This window comes from Alteromonas sp. ABH4_454 (assembly GCF_056311775.1).
Window position 1 is genome coordinate 3158386 of the sequence record NZ_CM149972.1, and the last position, 23204, is coordinate 3181589.

General features: G+C 42.9%; 22 protein-coding genes. 12 read left to right on the plus strand and 10 right to left on the minus strand.

Features of this window, described 5'->3' with window-relative positions:
• Window positions 1-127 precede the first annotated feature (127 nt).
• The 5 genes from ubiG (at window position 128) to ACYX4W_RS13810 (ending at window position 6095) form a co-directional block, all read left to right on the plus strand.
• Window positions 128-832, plus strand: a complete 705-nt coding sequence (gene ubiG, locus ACYX4W_RS13790) for a bifunctional 2-polyprenyl-6-hydroxyphenol methylase/3-demethylubiquinol 3-O-methyltransferase UbiG (RefSeq protein WP_474806587.1) — start codon at window positions 128-130, stop codon at window positions 830-832.
• A 547-nt stretch (window positions 833-1379) separates the two neighbouring features.
• A complete protein-coding gene (gene nrdA, locus ACYX4W_RS13795; protein WP_118495420.1) occupies window positions 1380-3701 on the plus strand; it encodes a class 1a ribonucleoside-diphosphate reductase subunit alpha in 2322 nt (773 codons plus the stop codon).
• A 126-nt stretch (window positions 3702-3827) separates the two neighbouring features.
• Window positions 3828-4958, plus strand: a complete 1131-nt coding sequence (gene nrdB / locus ACYX4W_RS13800; RefSeq protein WP_476073563.1) for a class Ia ribonucleoside-diphosphate reductase subunit beta — start codon at window positions 3828-3830, stop codon at window positions 4956-4958.
• Window positions 4959-4970: 12 nt separating this feature from the next.
• On the plus strand, window positions 4971-5243 hold the full coding sequence (gene yfaE / locus ACYX4W_RS13805; protein ID WP_476073564.1) for a class I ribonucleotide reductase maintenance protein YfaE: 273 nt from the start codon (window positions 4971-4973) through the stop codon (window positions 5241-5243).
• Window positions 5244-5357: 114 nt separating this feature from the next.
• Window positions 5358-6095, plus strand: coding sequence for an SDR family oxidoreductase (locus ACYX4W_RS13810; RefSeq protein WP_476073565.1), 738 nt, complete (start codon window positions 5358-5360; stop codon window positions 6093-6095).
• Window positions 6096-6187: 92 nt separating this feature from the next.
• On the opposite strand, the gene ACYX4W_RS13815 is transcribed toward ACYX4W_RS13810, so the two are convergent.
• Window positions 6188-6430, minus strand: coding sequence for a DUF2164 domain-containing protein (locus ACYX4W_RS13815; protein WP_476073566.1), 243 nt, complete (start codon window positions 6428-6430; stop codon window positions 6188-6190).
• 388 nt (window positions 6431-6818) lie between these two features.
• Here ACYX4W_RS13815 and ACYX4W_RS13820 point away from each other — a divergent pair, with 388 nt between their 5' ends.
• Window positions 6819-7916, plus strand: coding sequence for an NADH:flavin oxidoreductase (locus ACYX4W_RS13820; protein ID WP_476073567.1), 1098 nt, complete (start codon window positions 6819-6821; stop codon window positions 7914-7916).
• A 22-nt stretch (window positions 7917-7938) separates the two neighbouring features.
• On the opposite strand, the gene ACYX4W_RS13825 is transcribed toward ACYX4W_RS13820, so the two are convergent.
• From ACYX4W_RS13825 to dapA, 5 genes are all read right to left on the minus strand, one after another.
• The gene (locus tag ACYX4W_RS13825) at window positions 7939-10293 is read right to left on the minus strand and encodes a sensor domain-containing phosphodiesterase (RefSeq protein ID WP_476073568.1); all 2355 of its coding nucleotides are present in this window, start codon (window positions 10291-10293) and stop codon (window positions 7939-7941) included.
• A gap of 254 nt (window positions 10294-10547) precedes the next feature.
• Window positions 10548-11414: a DMT family transporter gene (locus tag ACYX4W_RS13830; protein WP_474806574.1), complete on the minus strand. Its 867-nt coding sequence runs from the start codon at window positions 11412-11414 to the stop codon at window positions 10548-10550.
• A 180-nt stretch (window positions 11415-11594) separates the two neighbouring features.
• Window positions 11595-12308, minus strand: coding sequence for a phosphoribosylaminoimidazolesuccinocarboxamide synthase (gene purC / locus ACYX4W_RS13835; protein ID WP_179983555.1), 714 nt, complete (start codon window positions 12306-12308; stop codon window positions 11595-11597).
• A 12-nt stretch (window positions 12309-12320) separates the two neighbouring features.
• Entirely contained in the window at window positions 12321-13424 is a 1104-nt protein-coding gene (gene bamC, locus ACYX4W_RS13840; RefSeq protein WP_476073569.1) for an outer membrane protein assembly factor BamC, read from the minus strand.
• Between the two features lie 12 nt (window positions 13425-13436).
• Complete coding sequence (dapA, locus tag ACYX4W_RS13845; RefSeq protein ID WP_476073570.1) at window positions 13437-14321, minus strand: 4-hydroxy-tetrahydrodipicolinate synthase; 885 nt, start codon at window positions 14319-14321, stop codon at window positions 13437-13439.
• 178 nt (window positions 14322-14499) lie between these two features.
• Between dapA and ACYX4W_RS13850 the strand changes: the two genes are divergently transcribed.
• Both ACYX4W_RS13850 and bcp read left to right on the plus strand, forming a co-directional pair.
• Entirely contained in the window at window positions 14500-15063 is a 564-nt protein-coding gene (locus ACYX4W_RS13850) for a glycine cleavage system transcriptional repressor (RefSeq protein ID WP_474806570.1), read from the plus strand.
• The gene (gene bcp, locus ACYX4W_RS13855) at window positions 15041-15505 is read left to right on the plus strand and encodes a thioredoxin-dependent thiol peroxidase (protein WP_476073571.1); all 465 of its coding nucleotides are present in this window, start codon (window positions 15041-15043) and stop codon (window positions 15503-15505) included. The genes ACYX4W_RS13850 and bcp overlap by 23 nt, the downstream gene beginning before the upstream one ends.
• 67 nt (window positions 15506-15572) lie before the next feature.
• On the opposite strand, the gene ACYX4W_RS13860 is transcribed toward bcp, so the two are convergent.
• Window positions 15573-16646, minus strand: a complete 1074-nt coding sequence (locus tag ACYX4W_RS13860; RefSeq protein WP_474806566.1) for an AI-2E family transporter — start codon at window positions 16644-16646, stop codon at window positions 15573-15575.
• A 412-nt stretch (window positions 16647-17058) separates the two neighbouring features.
• Between ACYX4W_RS13860 and bepA the strand changes: the two genes are divergently transcribed.
• A complete protein-coding gene (gene bepA, locus ACYX4W_RS13865) occupies window positions 17059-18522 on the plus strand; it encodes a beta-barrel assembly-enhancing protease (protein WP_474806564.1) in 1464 nt (487 codons plus the stop codon).
• A gap of 53 nt (window positions 18523-18575) precedes the next feature.
• Here the strand turns inward: bepA and ACYX4W_RS13870 are convergent, their stop codons facing one another.
• Complete coding sequence (locus tag ACYX4W_RS13870) at window positions 18576-19091, minus strand: TlpA family protein disulfide reductase (RefSeq protein WP_474806563.1); 516 nt, start codon at window positions 19089-19091, stop codon at window positions 18576-18578.
• Between the two features lie 215 nt (window positions 19092-19306).
• On the opposite strand from ACYX4W_RS13870, the gene arsC reads away from it, so the two are divergent.
• From arsC to ACYX4W_RS13885, 3 genes are all read left to right on the plus strand, one after another.
• A complete protein-coding gene (gene arsC / locus ACYX4W_RS13875) occupies window positions 19307-19660 on the plus strand; it encodes an arsenate reductase (glutaredoxin) (protein ID WP_474806561.1) in 354 nt (117 codons plus the stop codon).
• Window positions 19660-20268, plus strand: coding sequence for an NAD(P)H:quinone oxidoreductase (gene wrbA / locus ACYX4W_RS13880; RefSeq protein WP_474806559.1), 609 nt, complete (start codon window positions 19660-19662; stop codon window positions 20266-20268). Before arsC ends, wrbA begins: the two co-directional genes overlap by 1 nt.
• Window positions 20269-20342: 74 nt before the next feature.
• Window positions 20343-20765: a DUF2069 domain-containing protein gene (locus ACYX4W_RS13885; protein WP_474806558.1), complete on the plus strand. Its 423-nt coding sequence runs from the start codon at window positions 20343-20345 to the stop codon at window positions 20763-20765.
• A 138-nt stretch (window positions 20766-20903) separates the two neighbouring features.
• Here ACYX4W_RS13885 and hda read toward each other — a convergent pair whose 3' ends face one another.
• Both hda and ACYX4W_RS13895 read right to left on the minus strand, forming a co-directional pair.
• A complete protein-coding gene (gene hda / locus ACYX4W_RS13890; RefSeq protein ID WP_476073572.1) occupies window positions 20904-21692 on the minus strand; it encodes a DnaA regulatory inactivator Hda in 789 nt (262 codons plus the stop codon).
• On the minus strand, window positions 21649-23046 hold the full coding sequence (locus tag ACYX4W_RS13895) for a DUF2066 domain-containing protein (RefSeq protein ID WP_474806554.1): 1398 nt from the start codon (window positions 23044-23046) through the stop codon (window positions 21649-21651). Before ACYX4W_RS13895 ends, hda begins: the two co-directional genes overlap by 44 nt.
• Window positions 23047-23204: the final 158 nt, after the last annotated feature.

Consider the following 23204-nt stretch of genomic DNA (forward strand, 5'->3'; position numbering starts at 1 on the left):
CTAAAAGGCAAGCGATTATTTTTCGTTCATCCCTTCGTATAATTTAGCTATTTCTGTTTAAAAACAGTGAAACACAACCTGAATTTACGATATCTTAAAAAGAGATAGGTTAAGGATTGTTTTACTAATGACGAACGTCGATCAACAAGAAATCAATAAATTCTCTGAACTTGCGTCTCGATGGTGGGATCCAGAAGGCGAATTCAAGCCACTACACCTTATTAACCCACTGCGCCTAGACTTCATTAATCAACATAGCCAAGGGTTATTTGATAAGAAAGTCGTGGACATAGGTTGTGGTGGCGGCATTCTCGCTGAATCTATGGCCCGTGCTGGAGCAATAGTTACAGGGCTAGATATGGCAGAGGCTTCGTTAGAAGTGGCCAAACTTCACGGTTTAGAGTCTGGGGTTAAAGTTGACTACGTCTGCTCAACGGCTGAAGCATTTGCCGAAGCAAACGCAGGTCAGTTCGATGTAGTTACCTGTATGGAGATGTTAGAGCACGTGCCCGACCCTGCCTCTGTTGTTATGGCCTGCGCGAAGTTAGTAAAACCTGGCGGCCATGTTTTCTTCTCTACACTGAACAGAAACCTGAAGTCATATTTGATGGGGATCCTTGGCGCAGAATACATTCTGAAATTAGTACCTAAAGGTACGCACGATCACGGTAAATTTATAAAGCCTTCCGAACTTATGGCGATGACGGATCAAGCAGGTTTGCTTCCTCGCGACATGACAGGTTTGCATATGGACCCGATTTCTCAGGGCTTTTATCTTTCGTCTAATAATGTTGACGTGAACTACTTACTATATACAGTAGCGCAAAGTTAATTTAACACTATATGTTGGGCTGCGGCGATATTTTAAACACCATATATCGTGTCTGTATAAAAATTGAATTCTAAGAATAAATTAATTTTTATACTTAAGATTTTGTTTAAAACGCTTGCATTCCAGATATTTTACGCTTGTAGAACGCTAAAAAGTTAGTTGTTACTAACATAAATTTCATGCCAGATTGAGTGCTTGAAATACCACCAGATATTGGGTTGCAATCAAGACAAAACCTCACTATCTTGTGTTTAATTCAGCACGGGATCCCACCAATAATTTTTCGGGATCTCAACTAATGACAAACTGTCTCTGGGACACCACTGATAGTTTGAAACAATAATCTCGCTGAAAACAAAAAAGCAGTAAAGAATTTAACGAGCAGTCTCTACTACAATACTTCTTGGTATTAGTTTAGGCCGCTTTTTGTGTGTGTTTTTAACTGGCGTGAGCCAACAACGTTAACAACATACGCATTTAAAATTAAAACGAAAATGGGCAACAGATAGCCCACGCATCAAGCGCTAACAGACAAACGGCCAGTAACATGAACAACAACTTATTCGTCACCAAACGAAACGGTGAAAAAGAGTCCATCGACTTAGAAAAAATCCACAAAGTCGTTACATGGGCAGCTAAAGGATTAAACAACGTTTCTGTTTCACAAGTTGAAATAAAAGCGCAAATTCAGTTCTATGACGGCATTAATACCAGCGAGATCCACGAAACACTGATTAAGTCAGCGGCTGACCTGATCTCTACTGATGCGCCAGACTACCAATACTTGGCCGCGCGCCTGGCTATTTTCCATCTTCGTAAAAAAGCGTACGGACAATTTGAGCCGCCAGCGTTACTTGAACACGTTGGAAAAATGGTAGATTTAGGAAAGTACGACAAGCATTTACTTGAAGACTACACACCTGAAGAATTCGCAGAAATGGAAACCTACATCGACCATTGGCGCGATATGAACTTCAGCTATGCTGCAGTTAAACAACTTGAAGGCAAGTACTTAGTTCAAAACCGTGTTACTGGCGAAATTTATGAAAGTGCACAGTTCCTTTATATTCTCGTAGCAGCATGTCTTTTCGCAAATTACGACAAAGCGACGCGTATGGATTATATCCGTCGTTTCTACGATGCTGCTTCAACGTTTAAGCTATCGTTACCTACCCCAATTATGGCAGGCGTACGAACGCCTACGCGTCAGTTCAGCTCGTGCGTACTTATTGAAACAGGCGACAGCCTAGACTCAATTAACGCAACGGCAAGCGCGATAGTTAAATACGTTAGCCAACGCGCGGGCATTGGTGTGAATGCAGGTCGCATTCGTGCACTAGGCAGCCCTATTCGTGGTGGTGAAGCATTCCACACTGGCTGTATTCCATTCTACAAATACTTCCAGACTGCAGTGAAAAGCTGTTCACAAGGTGGCGTTCGTGGCGGTGCGGCTACGTTGTTCTACCCTATCTGGCATATGGAAGTAGAATCTCTACTAGTGCTTAAGAATAACCGCGGTGTAGAAGAAAACCGTGTACGTCACTTAGACTACGGTGTTCAGTTCAACAAACTCATGTATCAGCGCATGATGAAAGATGGCTACATTTCATTATTTAGTCCATCTGACGTTCCAGGTCTTTATGATGCGTTCTTCGCTGATCAAGACAAGTTCGAAGAGCTATACGTTAAATACGAGAACGACGACAGCATCCGTAAGAAGCAAATCAAAGCGATGGAACTGTTTAGCTTGTTCATGCAAGAGCGTGCAAGCACAGGTCGTATATACCTTCAAAATGTTGACCACTGCAATACGCATAGCCCGTTCAACCCAGAAGTTGCGCCAGTTCGTCAAAGCAACTTGTGTCTTGAAATTGCGCTACCGACTAAGCCGCTACAGCATGTAAACGACGAAAATGGTGAAATTGCCCTTTGCACGCTGTCTGCATTTAACTTAGGTGCGATTGAGTCAGTTGATGAGTTTGAAGAACTAGCCGATCTAGCAGTACGCGCTCTTGATAATCTACTTGATTACCAAGACTACCCTGTCCCTGCTGCGTACAACGCAACTATGGGCCGTCGTACTCTAGGTGTGGGTGTTATCAACTTCGCTTACTACCTTGCTAAGAACGGCGTTAAATATTCAGATCATAGCGCAAACGGTTTAGTCCACCGCACGTTTGAAGCAATGCAGTATTACCTACTGAAAGCGTCGAACAACCTGGCTAAAGAGAAAGGTGCGTGCCCTAAGTTTAACGAAACGACTTATTCGCAAGGCATCATGCCAATTGACAGCTACAAAAAAGACCTTGATAGCGTATGTAACGAACCACTTCATTACGATTGGGATGCACTTCGTGAAGAAATCAAAACTCACGGTTTGCGTAACTCTACCCTTTCAGCATTAATGCCATCAGAGACCTCTTCTCAGATTTCTAATGCAACAAACGGTATAGAGCCACCACGTGGCTTCATCAGCATTAAGTCGAGTAAAGATGGTGTTCTTAAGCAAGTTGTACCTGAGTACGAAACCCTAAGAGACAAATATGAGCTACTTTGGGATATTCCTTCAAACGATGGCTACCTGCAACTTGTGGGTATCATGCAGAAGTTTATCGACCAAACTATCTCTGCAAACACTAATTACGACCCAAGTCGTTATGAAGGTAACAAGGTCCCAATGAAGCTTCTGCTTAAAGACCTTCTTACTACTTACAAGCTTGGTGTTAAGACACTTTATTATCATAACACTCGTGACGGTGCTTCAGACACCTCGGCGTTAGACGCTAAAGCAAACGAGCCTATGCCACGTCAAGAAGAAGTCGTGGTAGAGGAAGATGATGATTGTGCAGGCGGTGCGTGTAAAATCTAAAACACGCCCTTTTGCAAAAATGGCAGGTTCGTAAAAGGATTTTACGGTAACGCCTGCCATTAACGTTTCGCAGCAAGAACACAAACAATAATACGCGTTAATCATTAAGTTTTTAGTTAGGCCATCATGAAATACACTACGTTTAATCAGCAAAGTACTAATCCATTGATCGAGCCGATGTTTTTCGGTAATCCCGTAAACGTTGCACGCTATGATCAGCAAAAGCATGCCATTTTCGAAAAGCTTATTGAGAAACAAATTAGCTTTTTTTGGCGCCCTGAAGAAGTAGACGTTTCTCGCGATCGTGTTGATTTTCAAAAATTAACCGACCCAGAAAAACACATCTTTATTTCCAACCTTAAGTACCAGACTCTGTTAGATTCGGTACAAGGTCGTAGCCCAAATATTGCGTTCTTGCCTATTATCTCGCTACCCGAGTTAGAAACATGGGTTGAGACATGGTCTTTCTTTGAGACTATTCACTCGCGCTCATATACCCATATCTTGCGTAATTTGTTCTCAGACCCGAGTGATATATTTGAAGATATCGTAGTAAACGACGAGATTAAGCGCCGTGCCGCTGACATTTCGAAGTATTATGACGACCTTATTTTTGCCACTCAACTTTGGCAAACACAAGGTGAAGGCGTTCATACCGTTAATGGTACTGCGTACACAATTAATATGTACGAGCTTAAAAAGAAGCTTTATCTGTGTATGAACTCGGTAAATGCACTTGAAGCAATCCGCTTCTATGTTTCTTTTGCCTGTACGTTCGCCTTTGCTGAGCGTAAGTTGATGGAAGGTAACTCGAAAATCATTCGATTGATTGCCCGTGATGAGAACCTTCACTTATCTTCAACTCAGCACATTCTAAACTTGTGGGCCAAGGGTAAAGATGACCCTGAAATGGCGCAAATAGCAGAAGAGTGTAAAGAAGAAGCCCGCGCTATCTTCATGAATGCGGTTGAGCAAGAAAAGCAATGGGCTGACTATCTGTTCCAAAACGGGTCTATGATTGGCCTTAACAAAGAAATTCTTTGCCAGTACGTTGAGTACATTGCGAATCAACGTATGTCTGCCATAGGTCTAGATACACCATTTGAGATTAGCAGCAACCCGCTACCTTGGATGAATAACTATCTAAATTCAGACAATGTACAAGTAGCCCCACAAGAATCTGAAATCAGCTCTTACCTAGTTGGACAAATAGATTCTGCAGTAAGCGAAGACGACTTTGCTGATTTTGAGCTGTAAACTTACAGCTTAATGAGCAGTAACGATAAATCACTCCGCATCGACGTTGTCGATGTGGGGGCGATTATTTCCCCCTCTGATACCACCATCTTAAACGCCCTCGAATCAGCAGGCGTCAATATTCACTACCACTGCCGTGAGGGCTTTTGCGGTGCGTGTCGAACTAAGCTTATTGAAGGCGAAGTTGAGTACACCACCGATCCCCTCGCCTTTATTGATGATGATGAAATTCTTCCTTGTTGCTGCGTGGCTAAATGCCCGCTAAAAATAAAAGTCCCCCTGTAACCTCTTCATTCACCGCTCTCATCAGCATTCTCACAGCATTTATACGAATTAATGTAATCCACTACGATACTTAGACGTAGCAACTTACAACTAATCAAACGTAAGGATAATGTTATGAGTGAAGTTTCTGGAAAAGTAGTGATCATTACAGGCGCGAGTAGCGGGCTTGGAGAAGCGACAGCGAAAATGCTTGCAGGCAAAGGCGCTAAATTAGTGTTGGGCGCTCGCCGTGAAGACCGTCTTAAAAAACTTGTAGATGAAATTGAATCTTCAGGTGGACACGCAACCTATAAAACGGTCGATGTCACGAAAAAGGAAGAGGTTGAGGCACTTGCAAAAGCTGCAATAGATACCTACGACCGCATTGACGTGCTAGTCAATAATGCTGGCCTTATGCCCCTCGCTCCGCTTGACGAGATGAAGGTTGATGAGTGGGACCAGATGATAGATGTAAACATTAAAGGCGTTATGTACGGTGTAGCAGCGGTTTTAGGGCGCATGCGCGAACAACAAAGCGGACATATTATCAATCTATCCTCTGTGGCGGGTCATGTGGTTTTCCCAGGAGCTACGGTTTATTGCGCCACTAAATTTGCAGTTAAGGCAATAAGCGAAGGTATTCGCAAAGAGTCAAACGGTCAAATTCGCTCAACGAATATTTCACCAGGTGCAGTGGCGACAGAGCTTACTGACCACATATCTCACAAAGACTCGAAGCAAATGGCAGAAGATATGTACGACGATGCTATCGACGCAGATGCAATTGCCCGTGCTGTAACTTTTGCCATTGAGCAGCCTGGCGATGTAGATATCAACGAAATGATCATCAGACCTACCAATCAGGAACTCTAGTACCGATCATTTATTACTTAATGAGGTGGACCAACCATCTGCCATTTAATATGAAAGCCTGCTGAGTGCAGGCTTTAAATGACTGTATTTAGTTAAAGTACCTTTTCGATGGCATATAGTTCTTCATCAATAACTTGTAAGCGCGATGCTACAACCGCTCGAGCATCACTTATGCCTTTGTTATAAAAGGTTGCGCCCATTTCCTTACTGATAAAATCGAGAAGAAACTCTGCGTCAAATTGGCCTAATTCCATATTTAACTCATCATCACAGTATCGTTGTAGTTTAGCGACCAATACGTCTTTTTCCTCACGGGTAAATGTGATTTCGTTCATTTTCATCCCTCTTTTGTTATTTGTAATAACGTCAACTTTACTGTCTTTGGCTAATAGCATTTTTGTTAAGACAAACTGTTTGAAGACACTTAAACGTTATCATGCTTATAATTTTGCATATTAACGTGTTTGCTAACCACTTGTTACCGGTAGCCATAACGGTCTAATTAAAAAATGCCCTACGTTGTATACGTTTATACAGTGACATTTATGACCATGCCTGTGTGACTGTGCTCCTAACTTTTTATTTAGTCAGTTAATGAGAACGCCCGCTTAAGTAAACATCGCACTTCACTTTTACTTATGTCTTACTATCAACATTTGAAAATTGACTTAGCCCACCTCGCCAGTACTATCTGAAAACAATCTAAAAACGTAGAGATAAAAGATGGCAGCAAACGCACTGTTTAAGCCTTATTCACAAGGCAACCTATCGTTAAATAATCGCATCGTTATGGCGCCCATGACTCGCCAGTTCTCACCTAACGGCATACCTACCAGCGATGTGGCCGGTTACTATAAACGCCGCGCTCAAGGTGGTACTGGTTTAATCATCACCGAAGGTACTACCGTAAACGACAAAGTCGCTACCATGGATGCGAACATTCCCCAATTTCACGGCGACGAGGCCTTGGCCGCATGGAAAAATGTGGTAGATGAGGTTCATAGTGTAGACGGTAAAATCATGCCACAGTTGTGGCACGTGGGTATGGCACGGGTTGCAGAAAAAGCGCCCTACCCTGAGCTGCCAAGTGCGGGGCCGTCGGGACTCTTCAAACCTGGAAAACAGGGCGCTGACCCCATGACGGTTGAACACATTGAATCTGTTATATCCGCATTTGCCCAAGCTGCAGCTGATGCCAAAGCTATTGGCATGGATGGGATAGAAATTCACGGAGCACATGGATATCTAATCGACCAGTTCTTCTGGGAAGGCACTAATCAGCGTACTGATAGCTGGGGCGGTAGTATGGAGAATCGTGGTCGCTTTGCGGTGGAAATAATCAAAGCTATTCGCGCAGCAACTGGTCCCGATTTTCCTATTGTGCTGCGCTACTCACAATGGAAACAGCAAGACTACACCGCTCGTTTAGCACACACGCCACAGGAGCTAGAGCAGTTTTTGCTTCCACTCAGTAATGCTGGCGTAGATATTTTTCATTGTTCACAGCGCCGCTACTGGGAGAGTGAATTTGAAGAAAGTGAGTTAAACCTTGCAGGCTGGACTAAAAAGATTACTGGAAAACCTACCATTACCGTTGGTTCAGTAGGGCTTAATGATGACTTCTTCGGTGCCTTCAAAGGCCAAGATTCAAGCACGCGTGCTGTTGACGATTTACTCGAGCGCCTTGATGCCGGTGAATTTGATTTAGTCGCGGTTGGAAGAGCCTTGTTACAAGACCCCAACTGGGCCAATAAGATTAAAGAAAACCGAACTCAGGAACTAGAACAGTACTCTGGAAAGGCCCTAGCTACCTTGTCCTAATTCGATGAGCTAATTGAACATTTCAACTAGCACTGCATACGGTGCTAGTTGCTCTTAGAAGGGATTCGAAGTTAACCTTACTCATGGGCCTTGCTATGTAATACCCTTGACCATAATCGCACCCCATTGCTTTAAGAATTTCAAACTGCTCTTGAGTTTCAATACCCTCTGCAACCACTTTTATTCCAAGCTTTTTAGCCATAATGATAATAGCTTCACACAGCACTTTATCGTTACTGACGTCTGTCATCGTTTTAACAAAGCTTTTGTCGATTTTTATGAAATCGGTAGGAAACTTTTTCAGATAAGAAATGGAAGAATACCCCGTACCGAAATCATCAAGGGCTATACCAACACCTGCTTGCCTAAACTGGAACAACTTTTTAGAAACCTCTTCGTCGGCCTTCATTAAAAGGTTTTCTGTGACCTCAAGTAAAATGGATTTCGCTGAAACATTTATCTCGAGCAATTTGTTAAGCCAGTTCGTAATATTCGATTCTTGATGAAAATATTGGCAAGGTGATGTGTTTATACTTATTTGAAGATCACGGCGATAATGTGACTGCCAATGCTTTACATTCCTACACACTTCATCAAAAACCCAGTCGCTAATTTCGATAATTAAACCAGACTCTTCTGCTAAAGGAATAAATTCATCCGGCGGAATTCGCCCTTTTTGAGGATGCTGCCATCGAAGCAAAGCTTCCGCCTTTAAAATCTGACCATTACTAAGTGTCGTTATAGGCTGATATTCAACGAAAAGTTCATTGTTTTTAACGGCATATCGGAGGTCATTTAAAAGAGACAGTCGCTTGACCGCAGCTTCATGCAAGTCTAAGGTATAAAATTTGTAACTATTTTTCCCCGACGCTTTCGCTTGGTACATGGCTTGGTCTGCGTACTTCAACAAGTCTTTCGTATTACTAGCATCATCTGGATATAGAGTTACCCCCACACTACCACTTGTATGTACGCGATCAATATCGATAACAAACGGCTCTGCAATCACTTCGAGCAGCTTCTGTATTATGGCGTCTACTGAACTTAAGCTATTGATGCTATTTAAAATGATAACAAATTCATCACCACCTAGCCTACAAACGGTATCATTAGCGCGTACGTTTTGCGTAAATCGCTTAGCACACTCTTTTAAAAGCTCATCGCCTACATCGTGTCCGAGGGTATCGTTTATATCTTTAAAGTTGTCGAGATCTAGAAAAAGAACAGCAACCTTGTCATTTTCTCTTTTAGCTGTCTTAATCGCTAAGTCGAGGTGATCCAGCATAAGGTTCCTATTCGGTAGACCAGTAAGCGTATCGAAGTTGGCTTGTTTCCAAATAAGGTCGTTAGCCAATTCTCTCTCTATCGCTATACTCGCGATATGTGCAAACTGCTCTATGAGAATAATTTCTTCGGGCGTGGGTACCGCTTTATAACTATGATAGATTGCGAAGGTGCCAATTACGTTCCCGTTTGCACCTCTAATAGGTTGAGACCAGCAGGACGCTACCCCCGCCTGTGCAGCCAATTCTTGATAGCCATCCCAAAAAGGGTGTGTACTAATATCTTCCACGACTGTAGGACTGTTAGTGGCTGCTGCATTGCCACAAGAGCCTACGCCATGCCCAATTTCAAGGCCGTCTATAGCATCATTATAAAAATCAGGTAAGGATGGTGCTGCACCTTTTCTTAGCTTGCCCTCTTGCAGCAGCAGAATACTACAGAGTTTATTCGGATACTCCCCTTCAATGGCATCAACTATATCGAAAAGTACACTGTGAAGTGATTCCGCATTTACTACTTTTTCGAGAATAGTACTTCTAACCCGCGTAAGCTTTTGCGTTTGCTCGAGTTGATTTTGGTACTCAGTAATTTGCTTTGATAGCTCAGCATCTTCTTTCCTACAAATCTCTGCGTTTGCGAACTCAGCTAGCTTTTCTAGCTGAAAAAGCTGGCTTTCATTAAAGTCATGTGGCTGCGTATCAAGTACACATAGAGTACCCACAGCGTAACCATCTACAACAAGCTTTATTCCCGCGTAGAAGCGAATATGGGGCTCGCCCAAAACAAATGGATTATCTGTAAAGCGCGGATCTTTTTTGGTGTCAGGGATAATTAATGGGTCTGTTTCACAAATAGTGTGGCTGCAAAAGGCAATATCGCGAGCGGACTCTTTTATCTCAAGATTGACTGAGGATTTAAACCACTGTCTATCGCTATCAACTAGCGTTATCGTTGCGAATCGGCAATTAAGTACACTACTTGCCAAACTCGTGATCCGATCAAAACGCGCTTCGTTTTGAGTATCTAAAAGCGCTAACCTTTTGAGGACAGATACCCTCTCGACTTCGTTAGTTAATGCTCCAGATATTGACACTCTATGCTCCAATAAACTTACCCACCATTACCGCCTTTTTATTTAGCCACTCGGGAACAACGACATACGCATTGTTTATCGCTGAACTTTAGCATTACGGATAGCAATATAACATTTTGCTTTAGTCTAAAAAGATAAGTATCTCTCGTTATGTTTCACCCAAAAACATGTGAGCGTTAACAACCTGTTGAAAAATGCTTACAATAAAATTTGAGGTAGTTAAAAGTGCAACGCACTATTTTCCGTGTAGCAAGCTATCTTTTTATCACCAAATAGATGCCACCCAGCGTCATGATAGAAGCGATAACAACCTGAATGCTAAGTTGCTCACCAAGTATAGCCCATCCCATCAAAGTTGCGATTACTGGAACGCTTAACTGAACAGTGGCAGCAGTAGTTGATTTAATAAGTGGCAGCACGCTGTACCAAATTGCATAACCACATCCTGACGCCATAATGCCAGAAACCAGTGCTAATAAGGCGCCAGTACTGTCGAATACTAATTCAGTACTATTCAGTGATAGTAAAAAACCAACTAATGGAATACATAAAATTGATGCGTATATAAAGTTGCCCGATGTAGCAAAAAGTGCGGACTTGCTCTTTTTGCCTAATAGCGAATATACACCCCATGCAATACCTGCGGTGACCATGATTATGCCAGCTAAAAGCGGTGGCGCTGATGCACTCGGTAGCAACAAAATTACCAGACCGGCAAATGCAAGGAGGAAACCTAGCCATTGAAAACGCTTAAACCGTTCTCCTCTTGCAAGGCCAAAGCTGATCATAGTCAATTGTACTGCGCCGAATAACAACAATGCCCCTGTGCCAGTAGCCATAGAAATGTAGGCGTATGAAAAACAAAGTGCATACAAAAATAGTGAAGCGCCACCGAGGAAGGTTGCATTACTTTTTAGGTTAACCCAAAGGCCTGAGTCCCCTGGTACTTTTCGCAAAGAAAAGAGCGACAAGAACGTAAGTGCAAGAGCACCACTTGTTAAGCGCAACGCGGTAAAGCTAGCGGGGTCAATATCTGTATTCGCCAGCGCCATTCTGCACAGCAGCGAATTTGCGGCAAACGCAACCATTGCCACCGTGACTAAAGAAAGTGTTCTAAACAATGTCCGCTCCTTTGCGCTCACCTTTATCTCTAGAAATACATTCTTCAAAAAAAGTATAACGAGAATAATAACGTCAAAAACTTTTTTTAAATGACCTAATACTAGAAGTAAGTTATAACCATCAAACGAAAAAGAGGACCGTAAGGTCCTCTTTTATTTAAAGTGCTAGCAGGTCTGTATCTAAAGAGACAGGCCTAAACGCTCAGCAACTTCAATATAAGTTTCTACAACCGAGCCAAGTCCCTGTCTGAAACGGTCCTTGTCCATTTTCTTACGAGTTTCTTTATCCCATAAGCGACAGCCGTCAGGCGTAAACTCATCGCCTAACACGATGTTGCCATCTTTATCGACACCAAACTCAAGTTTGTAGTCAACTAGAAGCATACCTGCTTCGTCAAACAATGCTTTAAGTACATTGTTAACTTTGAAGGTAAGCGCCTTCATTTCAGCAATCTGAGCTTCGGTTGCCCAACCGAATGATAGAATGTGATAGTCATTTACCATTGGGTCATGAAGCGCATCGTTTTTAAGGAAAAACTCGAAAATAGGTGGGTTAAGCTCTTTACCTTCTTCAACACCTAGTCTGCGCACTAAAGAGCCAGCAGACAAGTTTCTCACCACACACTCGACAGGGATCATGTCGAGCTTTTTAACCAAAGACTCAGTATCAGAAACCAAAGCTTCAACTTGTGTTGCAATGCCCGCTTCCTCAAGCTTAGTCATTATAAAGTGGTTAAACTTGTTGTTTACTTCACCCTTGCGATCAAGCTGCTCTATTTTTTCGCCATCGAACGCTGAAGTGTCATTTCGAAAGTGAAGAATTAGTTTATCGCTATCATCAGTGTAATAAACAGTTTTTGCTTTACCTCGGTAAAGCTCGTCGCGTTTTTCCATTCTCAGTCTCAGTTATATATCAAGGTTATCTTCTGACATGACCTCAGCAAATGCACTGTAAAGGTCGGAAACCTGATTTGCTTCAAACGGTATACTTTCATTATTCATGAAGGTAACAGATGTGCGATTTGCACCCGCTTTTGCAACTTTCAAACGATAATCACCCTTTTTAAGTAATTCGGCATCGCTTGAGAATAAACCATCCCACCAGCTCCCCTGATCGCCATTATAAGCGACAAAAAGCAGGCCATTTGATTTATCTAAATCTTTAACATCAAACCCTAGTTTACGAAGCACCAAAAGCATTCTCGGCCAAGCAACGTCATATTGCGCTTCTACGATGTATGCTGGGTCACCGTCATCGTTAAAGCCCATTTCCGTATTAATACCTTGACGAATCTTCGCAATTCTTCGCGTTTCAGCAAGCTGAATTTGATATTCGTAATGACCGATAACCTGGTTTAATACTTCAACTTCTTCGCGACGCTCTTCCAAAGAAGAGACCTCTGCAACTACGTTGTTGCCTACGGTTTGCATGTAGTCTTTTAAATCAACCGTTAATGCAGCGCTACGGCCGTGAGGTTTAACGTCTAGGTTAAATTCGAAACGGCGACCTATCTCGCTCTCTTCGTCAATAAAGCTATACCAAGGACCATCAATTTCCTTGGTCATGACCATCCAGTCAGTAATCAAAACTTTATCTTCCGGGCTAAAGCTATCTACACCTATTCCCTGCTCATCTAAGAAACTTAATAATGAGTTCCAGATTGCTTGGCTTAGCGGTTGGCTATCATCAACTTGGTCGAACCAAATCGTTGCTGAGCTCTTACCTTCTTCCACGTGAGAACCAGTAACTAAAGGAAGAACCAACGCAGGAGAACGAACCATCAAGTTCTTACCTACTAGCGACGGGTCTGCTTCTTTGCCTACCTCTGGTAAAGCAAAGTCTCTCGAAAAGGTAGGTGCATCTAAACCAGGAGGTACTTCTAACGTCTTTTGTTCTTTAGTTTTTAAGTACTCGTAGCTACCAGAAGCGGTCTTTCTATCTATTTGGCTTGAACAACCTGCAAGTGCAACCATTGCTACTGAACTTGCTATAGCCAGCGTTCTTTTCATCTGTATTCCTTATTAACCAGAAATCAATGCGTATTTTTTTAGTAGTTCTTCGATACGTTTTTGGCTTGATAGTTCCGGTAAAACCATAGGTAATCGCATAACAGCACTTTCCATCATTCCCATTTTGTATAACGCCCACTTAGGCATTACAGGGTTTGGTTCAATGAAAAGCTCACTGTGCAATAGCTTGATTGTTTCGTCGATCTCTCGACATTTATCGAAATCTTTATTGAGGGCAGTTTCGCACATTTGTGCAATAGCTTTAGGTACTATATTAGCGGTAACTGAAATGACACCATGCCCCCCCTCGCACATGAATTCAGCACTTGTGCCATCGTCGCCACTTAAAATAACAAAGTCTTCCGGAACAAGAGGCTGGGTTTCTTTTAATCGAGCAATATCACCAGTTGCATCTTTAAGACCAACAATATTTTTGTGGGTAGATAATTCTGCAACGGTTTCAGGAAGCATATCAGCTACGGTTCGGCCCGGAACATTGTATAGGATCACAGGCAAGTCGCTAGCATCGGCAATGGCGTTGAAGTGGGCAATCATACCCGCCTGTTGCGGCTTATTATAGTAAGGCACCACGCTTAAGAAACCATCAATACCGGTAGCACCTAATTGCTCGGTAAGAAAAATCGCTTCGGCAGTAGAGTTTGCACCACTTCCTGCAATAACGGGAATAGCACCTGATGCCATTGCTACTGTTTCTTTAACCACGTTGATATGTTCATCAAACGGTAGCGTTGCTGACTCACCTGTAGTGCCAACAGACACAATACCATGAGTGCCCTGCTCTACATGAAACTTCACAAGTTTCTCTAAAGACTTGTAATCGATATCGCCGTTTTCGAGCATCGGCGTGACGAGTGCTACGTAACTACCAGTAAACATAATCTCTCCGCAAAATGTGAGCGCACATGGTAATTATGTCAGTGCTTAAACACAAGTAATAGCGCATGTAAAATGACAAGAATTTGACAATATCTTATTCAAAGGCGGGAAAAAGGCGCTGACTTCTAAAAAAACTCTGTGCTAACATCCCGACATTATTACCATTGAAGTGAAGTAGATGTCGAAACAACAACTTATCGTTACCATTTTAGGTACAGACAACACTGGCATCCTAAGCGAAATTGCAACAACGGTATCAGAAGCTCAGTGCAATATTTTAGATAGCAGGCAAGCTATATATGGCAAAGAGTTCTCGTTGACTATGATCATAGAGGGAACGCAAACGGCTATTACAAAAGCTGAGTGCATACTACCAGCGTTATTTCAGCGCCTTGATTTGCTGTCGATGATGAAGCGAACAAGCCACCATGAAAAGCAAAATCTCGCGCACCTCTTTAATGTTGAATTTAGTGGCGAAGACGAAACGGGCCTGATTAAAGCCGTTACCGGCTTTTTCGCAGAGCGAGATGCCATGATTAGTGCGTTTAGACAGCGCACTTACAAAGACAAAGCCACAGGTAAAGACAACATGCGATGCAAATTTATTGTTTCGCTTACTTCAGATGAAAATATCGATGTTTTAGAATCTGATCTAATGTCCCTGTTCGAATCGTTAAACGTGACAGGCAAAGTAGTAGACAAACACAAGAAGGATCCCAATGAAAACGTTACAAGCTGGTGATAAAGCTCCACAATTCTCATTGCAGAACCAAAATGACGAATCCGTATCTTTAACTGATTACGCAGGTAAAAAAGTACTCGTGTACTTTTACCCTAAGGCAATGACGCCAGGCTGTACAACTCAAGCACAGGGATTACGTGATGTTAATGATGAACTTACCGCGAAGAACGTGGTTGTACTAGGCGTGAGCCCAGATGCGGTTAAGCGACTGCCTAAGTTTATAGAAAAAGAAAACCTTAATTTCACCCTGCTTTCTGATGAAGACCACGCTGTCGCCGACGCATTTGGTGTGTGGGGACCTAAAAAGTTCATGGGTAAGGAATATGATGGCATTCACCGTCAAACTTTCTTAATAGATGAGAACGGTGTAATTGAGCATGTTTTCAATAAGTTCAAAACAAAAGAACACCACACAGTTGTTCTTGATTATCTGAACAGCTAAATTTCTTACATAGCAAAAAAGCCCCGATAACGTGCAGTTATCGGGGCTTTTTTATACTTAGCGTTAGCTACTTTGCCTCTTCGGGAATTGCAACAGGATTACTTGACCATGCAGTAACCACAGCTTTTACCAATGTAGCAAGTGGTATAGCGAAAAACACACCCCAAAAGCCCCAAAGACCACCAAAGACTAAAACAGCAACAATTATATAAAGCGGGTGAAGACTAACCGCTTCAGAGAATAATAACGGAACCAATAAATTACCATCTAATGCTTGAATAATGCCGTAGGCAATCATTAGATACCAAAACTCTGGCGATATTCCCCATTGAAACATTGCAACAACTGCCACAGGTATTGTGACCACTGCAGCACCGATATAGGGAATGAGTACAGAAAAGCCGACTAAAACGCCAAGCAAAATGGCGTAGCGCAAGTCCATAAGAACAAAAGTCACACAGCTCACTACGCCTACTATAATAATCTCAATCACCTTGCCGCGAATATAGTTAGCGATTTGAGAATTCATTTCGTGGCCCACTTGGGTAATTAAGCGGCGCTCTTTTGGCAATAACCGAGAAATGCTGTCTAGAAAGAAAAGCTTGTCCTTCAACATGAAAAATACCATCAAAGGTACCAGCACCATATAGACTAGCAGTGCGGCTAAATTGGCGATATTACTGAACGAAGCGGAAATCAGGGTTTCTCCTACTTCTACCAGCTTTTCATTTAACCCTTCCATCATCTGATGGATTTGATACACCTGTACGTAATCTGGGTATTTATCAGGTAGCGTTAAGATCCATTCCTGGGCCTTTTGCCAAATTAACGGCGTTTCTTGAATAAGGTTCACGCTCTGTTTTGAGATAATTGGAACCAATCCAATTAAGGTTAAAATTGTGATAGTGATAAATGCGAGCATTACCACGCCACATGCCAGAGTACGGCTAACTCCCACACCCACCAAACGACTTACCGGCCAGTCAAGCAGATAAGCTATGACCGCAGCAACCAGCACAGGCATAATTAGTTCGCCCCACAACAGCAATACTGTGGTGGTTAAAAGAATCAAAATGAGCAGCATTGCCGCGTCAGGGTCAGAAAATTTGCGTCGGTACCATCGACCAAAAACGCTAATCATAGAAACGCCTAGAAATAACCAAGAATAGGACACGCATCATAGTTGATAGCACTAGCAATTAGCAATAAGTAGTAGTTAAGAATCTTTCAAAATCAAACTGGTATGATGTTTTTACAGTATAACTATTAGCGTGTAGAGTGAGAGTTTAAATAGTTGTTAAACAATGCAGAGCAACTTGTCGTAATATTTGCCCAGCGTGAGGCTAGAGTAGTCAGAAGCGTATTGTGAGAGTAGTCAATTGCTGGAAACTCGGTCAAGTAATTGTCTAACTCTTGTCATTAAGACAACTATGAATTTTAAACTTCGTCTACTGGAAAAGTAGACATAAGAAAATAATAAATTTTGAAACTGTTTAGCAACTTAGTGCTCTAAGCGTTATGCAGTATTAAATATGTATAATAATTGTAGGTTCATGAGAAAACATTTTTCAGCATTCTTGGTTGCCCTTTCCTTCGTGCTCACATCGAGCCTAACGGCTGTTGCACAAGATGCCAATTACAGCAATAAAAATGCACTACCTGAAATAGGTGTGGTTGCTTCAGATGCTATATCACTTGATAAGGAAATGATTGTTGGCGATGCAGTCATGCGCCAAATGCGCGGACAAAGCCCGGTTATCTCAGACCCAGTATTGGATGAGTATTTGCAAGATGTTGGCAACCGTTTAGTCGTCCATGCCGACAACGCAAAGTTCCCCTTCGAGTTTTTCTGGGTTAACAACGATGCCATAAATGCATTCGCATTTTTCGGTGGTCATATCGGCGTACATACGGGCTTAATGCGTAGAGCTAAAAACGAAAGCGAGCTGGCTTCAGTGCTTGCTCACGAAATCTCTCACGTTACCCAACGCCATATTGCGCGACGCATGCAAGCCCAACGGCGCTCATCGCCATTAGCATTGGCTTCGCTTATTGGTGGCGTACTCATAGCTATGGCTAACCCTGAAGCTGGCATTGCAGCCATGCAGGCAGGTTCTGCAGCATCGGCACAACTTCAAATTGACTATACGCGGACAAATGAACAAGAAGCAGACCGAATCGGTATTGCTATGCTTGCAAGAGCAGGTTTCGATCCAAACGCTGCTGCGTCTTTCTTTTCTACAATGGCGGAAGAATACCGTATGGTTTCTAGACCGCCTGCACGACTTCTAACTCACCCCCTAACTGAAACCCGTATTGCTGACGCGAGGAACCGCGCTGGGGATTACCCTAGACGTTACCTTCCTATCAACAAACAGTTTGAATTAGCGAAAGCACGAATAAAGGCGCGGTATTCGTTTAAAGCAGATTACGCAATGGAGTATTTTGAAGCAGCGGTAGACCAAGATGTTCAGCGAAGTAAAGAAGCATCCCTTTACGGTTTAGCTCTCGCCTACATGCGAAACGAACACATTGATAAAGCAAAAAAAATAATGGATAAGCTTATTGCCGGCGATAGCGATAACCTTTTCTATCTCGATGCAATGACTGACATTTACATCTCTTTGGGGCAACCGTTAAAAGCGGTAGAAATGCTAACGCCTCACGTTAATCACAATCCGAGAAATCAGGTTCTTGCGCTAAATCAGGCGAACGCCTACATCAGTGCACAGAAGTACGACGACGCTATTTCGTTGCTTAAAGATTTTCTACTGGTTAGGAAGGATTATCAAATAGCCCACCAATTAATGAGTGAAGCGTATCAAAAAGCTAAGCAGTTCTCGCAAATGCATCAAAGCAAAGCGGAAGTCTATGCCCTTTATGGCGCATACAATCGCGCAGTGGATGAACTTCAATATGCCTACAATTTTGCAGGCGACAACCACCTTGCAAAGCAACGAATTAGGGCGCGTATAAAGCAGTTCCGAGATCAGGAAGAACGCTTGGAACGGCTATAGTGCGTTTATAGTGCGTTAGTGTGCAGCGTTACGGGCGTCTATACACTGTTGACTTAATCTCGCTCAGCGCTTTTTAGTTGTTTAAGGCGCTGACGCAAGCCGTCAGCTGTCACTTCACCCATTATCGTCTCTTTGATGTTTCCATCTGGGCCTACAATGAAAGTGGCAGGTAAATATGGAGGCTTTGCCATGGGTAGCTTAGTATCGGAAGAGCTAACAATAACTGGCACAGCAATGTCGTGCTTCTTTGTCATCGCCTTCAATTCAGCCTTTGTTTTGGGGTCGTAATTAATTGCAAACAGCTGGGTATCACTCGGCAAAGACTGATGAAATAACGCTAATTCAGGCATTTCGCGAAGGCATGGTGCACACCAAGGCGCAAAGTAGTTCACAATTACCCATTGTCCTTTAAGACCGTTCCAGCTATATGCTTGACCATCCAAGGTTTCAAAGTCATTTTGAAGACTCTGATAGGTTAAGAAACCGGCTAAAGCTGCTGTAATAAAAAGGATGATAAGAACAAACGGATTAGTTTTACCCACATTGCTGTTTAATGGTGAGAACGACATGCAACCCTCTAATTACATTTGTTTTTGTCATAGTGCCAGATTCTTCCTCCCTTCTCTAACAGATTTTGAAATACTATTCTAAGCATTTTGCTGATTAGGCACGATGTAGAGGTATATTGCGCACTTTATTAACAACTAAGCGTAAACTGCTTGATATTAAGAAGTAAAAACGCAATAGTTCGCGCCAAAAGTAACAACCTTAAAAAGGGGCTTATATGTCAGATATTACTATTATTCATAATCCGCGCTGTTCTAAGAGCAGACAAACGCTTGCGCTACTTGAAGAAAAAGGCGAAGCGCCAGTAGTGGTTGAATATTTAAAACATCCCCTAGATGCACAAGCGCTTAAAGCGATATTTAAAAAACTTAACCTTGAATCGGTTAGGGATATGATGCGTACAAAAGAGACAGAGTACAAAGACGCTAATTTAGGGGACGATGCATTGTCTGATGAAGCACTTTTTGACGCCATGGCTCAGACGCCTAAGCTAATCGAACGCCCAATTATTATTAAAGGCGAGAACGCACGTATCGGTCGACCGCCTGAATCGGTATTGGACATTTTGTAGTGCAACCCGTTCTTGTACTTTATTACAGCCGACATGGCAGCACCAAGCGTTTAGCTGATGCTATTGCCCAGGGTATTTCGTCACAAAATGTGCCGGTTATAGTGCGCACAGTTAAAAGTATTAACGAATCGAGCAGCACTTCTGAAGATGTCTCAAATGATGCTTCTAGTACAGTCCCTGAGGTTACACTTCAGGAACTTGAGCAATGTAGCGCGTTGGCCCTTGGTAGCCCTACTCGCTTTGGCAATATGGCCGCGCCGGTTAAACACTTTTTAGACTCGACAAGCAGCCAATGGCTGAAGGGTGCATTGATTGACAAGCCGGCCTGCGTGTTCACATCGTCATCGTCCATGCATGGCGGCCAAGAGTCCACGCTGTTGTCTATGATGATACCGCTTATCCATCACGGCATGGTAATTTGCGGTATTCCTTACAGCGAGCCAGAATTGCACAACACAAACATGGGTGGTAGCCCCTATGGCGTAACACATGTCGCGCACCACAGTTTAAGTGCTCCACAACAATTGAGCGCAGATGAAAAAGCGCTGTGTTTTGCTCAAGGTAAGCGCCTGGCTACGTTTGCAAAAAGACTAGCAGATAACGATTGATTCGCGATACGACAAACGCGAATAGAGACAACGTTTAGATAAATATTAAAACCTGATTTCTTCGGAGAATAAACATGGCACCAGATACGCGTTTCTTTCGCTATCTAGCACTTATCAGCCACACTGGGCTAATCATATGGATAACACTTTGGCAATTTACATTTACTAAAGAGCATACTTACTCCCCAGTATTTATTGCCCTGTTTTATATTTTACCCTTGTTGTTACCCTATTGGGGTGTATTGAAAGGCAAGCCATATACTCACGCCTGGGCGAATTTTGTTGTTTTATTTTACCTTATACACGGGTGTACCGTTGCCTACGCCGTGCCTGCTGAGCGCTGGTATGCAGTAGTAGAAATAGTTTTGTGCACCGGCATGTTTGTTGGATGTAGCGCTTTTGCCAGAAAACGTGGTCGCGAATTAGGGTTAGGCCTTAAAAAGCTAAAAGAAGAAATGAAAGAAGAAAAAGCACGTTTTGAGCAAGGACAACAGTAACGCTTAGCTAATCCAGGTTAAACTCACGTTTGGCTAATTCAGGTTAAGCTCACGCTTTAGCTAATTTAGGTTAAGCTCACGCTTTGCTAATTTAGGTTAAGCTCGCGCTTGGCTAATTTAAGTTAAGCTCGCGCTTTGTTAATTTAGGTTAAGCTCGCGCTTAACCATGCCCACCGACAGGCGTTTTTGTTCTTGGAGTGAGCGGGTGTCTAGGCGGGCTAGCAAAGACATGAGGCTTTTTAAATCGCGTTCACTATGGTGCAAAAGGAACTGTAGTGCTTGATTTGAAAGCTTAAGGCCCCGCTCTTCAGCGCGCAGGCGTACCGCCTCCTCACGGCCGCTATCATCAAGCTGATTCACGTGATAAATAACGCCCCATGCTAAACGGGAACGTAAATCAGGTAGCACGAAAGCCGGGTTTGATGGGCCTAAATGGCTGGTGCAAATCACCATCGCTTGTTTAGCTTCCATAACGCGATTAAACAAATCAAACAGCGCTTCTTCCCAGCGTTTATCACCCGCTATGGCGTGTATGTTATCTAGCGCTATCAGCGACAGGTTTTCCAACCCTTCAAAGATATCTAAAGACCAAGCTTTAAAGTCATTAAGATTTAAGTACAGGTGATTGACAGATCGGCCTGCTAACTGATGACAGGTGGCAAATAGCAAATGACTTTTGCCAACCGCACTGCTGCCTAATAAGGTGAGTAATGGAAGTTGCAATGACGCTAAAGCGCTCAATTTCGAGTCATCTCGCCAAAGCGGTAGCGCTTTTGAAATCTGCTCAAGCACTGAAACCACTTCTTCGTTACCCGTAGAAACGAAACTATCGAAGTTTTCATCTACAGGTAACGTTACTGGCAAAGGCAGTCTGCATGCTAATTTAATTGCTCCAATAGAAACTATTTTCGTTAACGGTTTGTCCATAGGCGTCGGTTACTGGGCGTAGTTTATTTTCTAACTTGAAGCTGTTGAGTAAATCGTCAACCGTGCCTATTAACGTTAAAGAATAAGTGGCCACGGTACCTGATTGCTCTACGAGGATCGCGTTTTCAATCACACTTAAGCTGTTCAAATAGTCTGTGGCACTGGCATAGCTTGCAATGGAACCAACGTTGGCGATTGAGACTTTTATCACCTCTCGTTCAGACTTCTCAATACCCACAACCGCATAAAGCGATGACAAATAATTTGAATACGCGTCTACCAGTGCATTACCCAATTCTTCCGGTGAGTCTCCATAGATGCTGCCGTAGCTTACTTTACCACCGCCAATAAAAATCCAATCCAGCGCAAAGTCGCCTTCATCTGCTCTTTTCGCGTAATTCGCAAATTCGTCCATAGTAAATGGTTCAATTGTATTTGCGAGTTGTCCTGCAGGCGATGTTTCTTCGACGTTTTCACTAGGCTGACCAGTAAGAGCATCGTTCTCGTTTACTAAGCTTTCACTATTTCCTAGTAACGGGTTCGATTCAGCGTCAGCTGAGTCGTTTAGTTGGTCATCGTAACGCTTAGTCTGTGCTTCATCATTAAGCACGTTATCTATAGACTCAACGGTACCAGACGGCACAACGTTTTCGGGTAAATCTGGTATTGCATTTGGGTCATTGCGATATACCCTGGCACCGATAATGTTATCAACGCTATAACGCAAAGAAGCCTTACGAAGCGGCTCTGCAAATCGTCCCCACACATCGTAGGTAGATATATTAACGCTGTCTGTTAAGTCCATTAGAGGAAGGCTGAGAGGTACGCCGCGTTCTTTAGCAGTTTGTTTAAGTGCACGCTGTAGTTCAGTATCGAGTGATTCTTCAAGAATGGCACGAGTTTCGTTTTCGTCCTCTTGAGCCAGCCACACTATAGTCTCAGGGCGTCTGTCACCCCAAAGCGGAAGCAGTTCTCGCTGCAAAATTTCATTGAGTTTCGCTTGGTCGAATTCAGCAATGTAATAGGTTCTGTTGTTATCAAACGCAAAGCGATATGAGCGTAATAACGACTGAGGCGATGTTAATGCCGCTCTCACACCCGCATTATCGAGTACACTCTCGCTGCCTGACATTTTAATAAATACTTGCTTTAACGCTTTTTTGAGCGCTGCTTGCTGAGTGCGCTGTGTTTGATCCTCAACTTGAATTTGCGCTTCATTAACAACAACGCGCTGAGCAGCGTGCGTGACTGCACTGTAATTTAGCATTGCAACAAGGGAGACACTCAGTATTCGTTTCAAACCTACTCTCTGCTTATTTGCCTTGTTGGTGTTACCCATTACTGCCGTCAACATTAACACTCCATACACTCTAAAAATCAATTCCTTGCCTACCCTTTCATGAGCAAAACACTTTTCATATAAAGCTTGAAAGCAGCCCCGACATTCACGTTGTTTACGCTTAATATCCGAGCAAGACATTTTATTTGCCAAGATTTAGCAAGATATTCACC

Bases quoted from the DNA above. Each gene is read 5' to 3' on its own strand.
- ACYX4W_RS13860 (WP_474806566.1), bottom strand. From the start codon at position 16,646: ATGATTAGCGTTTTTGGTCGATGGTACCGACGCAAATTTTCTGACCCT.
- nrdB (WP_476073563.1), top strand. From the start codon at position 3,828: ATGAAATACACTACGTTTAATCAGCAAAGTACTAATCCATTGATCGAG.
- ACYX4W_RS13820 (WP_476073567.1), top strand. From the start codon at position 6,819: ATGGCAGCAAACGCACTGTTTAAGCCTTATTCACAAGGCAACCTATCG.
- bamC (WP_476073569.1), bottom strand. From the start codon at position 13,424: ATGAAAAGAACGCTGGCTATAGCAAGTTCAGTAGCAATGGTTGCACTT.
- ACYX4W_RS13850 (WP_474806570.1), top strand. From the start codon at position 14,500: ATGTCGAAACAACAACTTATCGTTACCATTTTAGGTACAGACAACACT.
- ACYX4W_RS13870 (WP_474806563.1), bottom strand. From the start codon at position 19,091: ATGTCGTTCTCACCATTAAACAGCAATGTGGGTAAAACTAATCCGTTT.
- bepA (WP_474806564.1), top strand. From the start codon at position 17,059: ATGAGAAAACATTTTTCAGCATTCTTGGTTGCCCTTTCCTTCGTGCTC.
- arsC (WP_474806561.1), top strand. From the start codon at position 19,307: ATGTCAGATATTACTATTATTCATAATCCGCGCTGTTCTAAGAGCAGA.
- yfaE (WP_476073564.1), top strand. From the start codon at position 4,971: ATGAGCAGTAACGATAAATCACTCCGCATCGACGTTGTCGATGTGGGG.
- ACYX4W_RS13885 (WP_474806558.1), top strand. From the start codon at position 20,343: ATGGCACCAGATACGCGTTTCTTTCGCTATCTAGCACTTATCAGCCAC.
- ACYX4W_RS13895 (WP_474806554.1), bottom strand. From the start codon at position 23,046: ATGTTGACGGCAGTAATGGGTAACACCAACAAGGCAAATAAGCAGAGA.
- purC (WP_179983555.1), bottom strand. From the start codon at position 12,308: ATGGAAAAACGCGACGAGCTTTACCGAGGTAAAGCAAAAACTGTTTAT.
- bcp (WP_476073571.1), top strand. From the start codon at position 15,041: ATGAAAACGTTACAAGCTGGTGATAAAGCTCCACAATTCTCATTGCAG.
- hda (WP_476073572.1), bottom strand. From the start codon at position 21,692: ATGGACAAACCGTTAACGAAAATAGTTTCTATTGGAGCAATTAAATTA.
- ACYX4W_RS13815 (WP_476073566.1), bottom strand. From the start codon at position 6,430: ATGAACGAAATCACATTTACCCGTGAGGAAAAAGACGTATTGGTCGCT.
- ACYX4W_RS13810 (WP_476073565.1), top strand. From the start codon at position 5,358: ATGAGTGAAGTTTCTGGAAAAGTAGTGATCATTACAGGCGCGAGTAGC.
- ubiG (WP_474806587.1), top strand. From the start codon at position 128: ATGACGAACGTCGATCAACAAGAAATCAATAAATTCTCTGAACTTGCG.
- dapA (WP_476073570.1), bottom strand. From the start codon at position 14,321: ATGTTTACTGGTAGTTACGTAGCACTCGTCACGCCGATGCTCGAAAAC.
- nrdA (WP_118495420.1), top strand. From the start codon at position 1,380: ATGAACAACAACTTATTCGTCACCAAACGAAACGGTGAAAAAGAGTCC.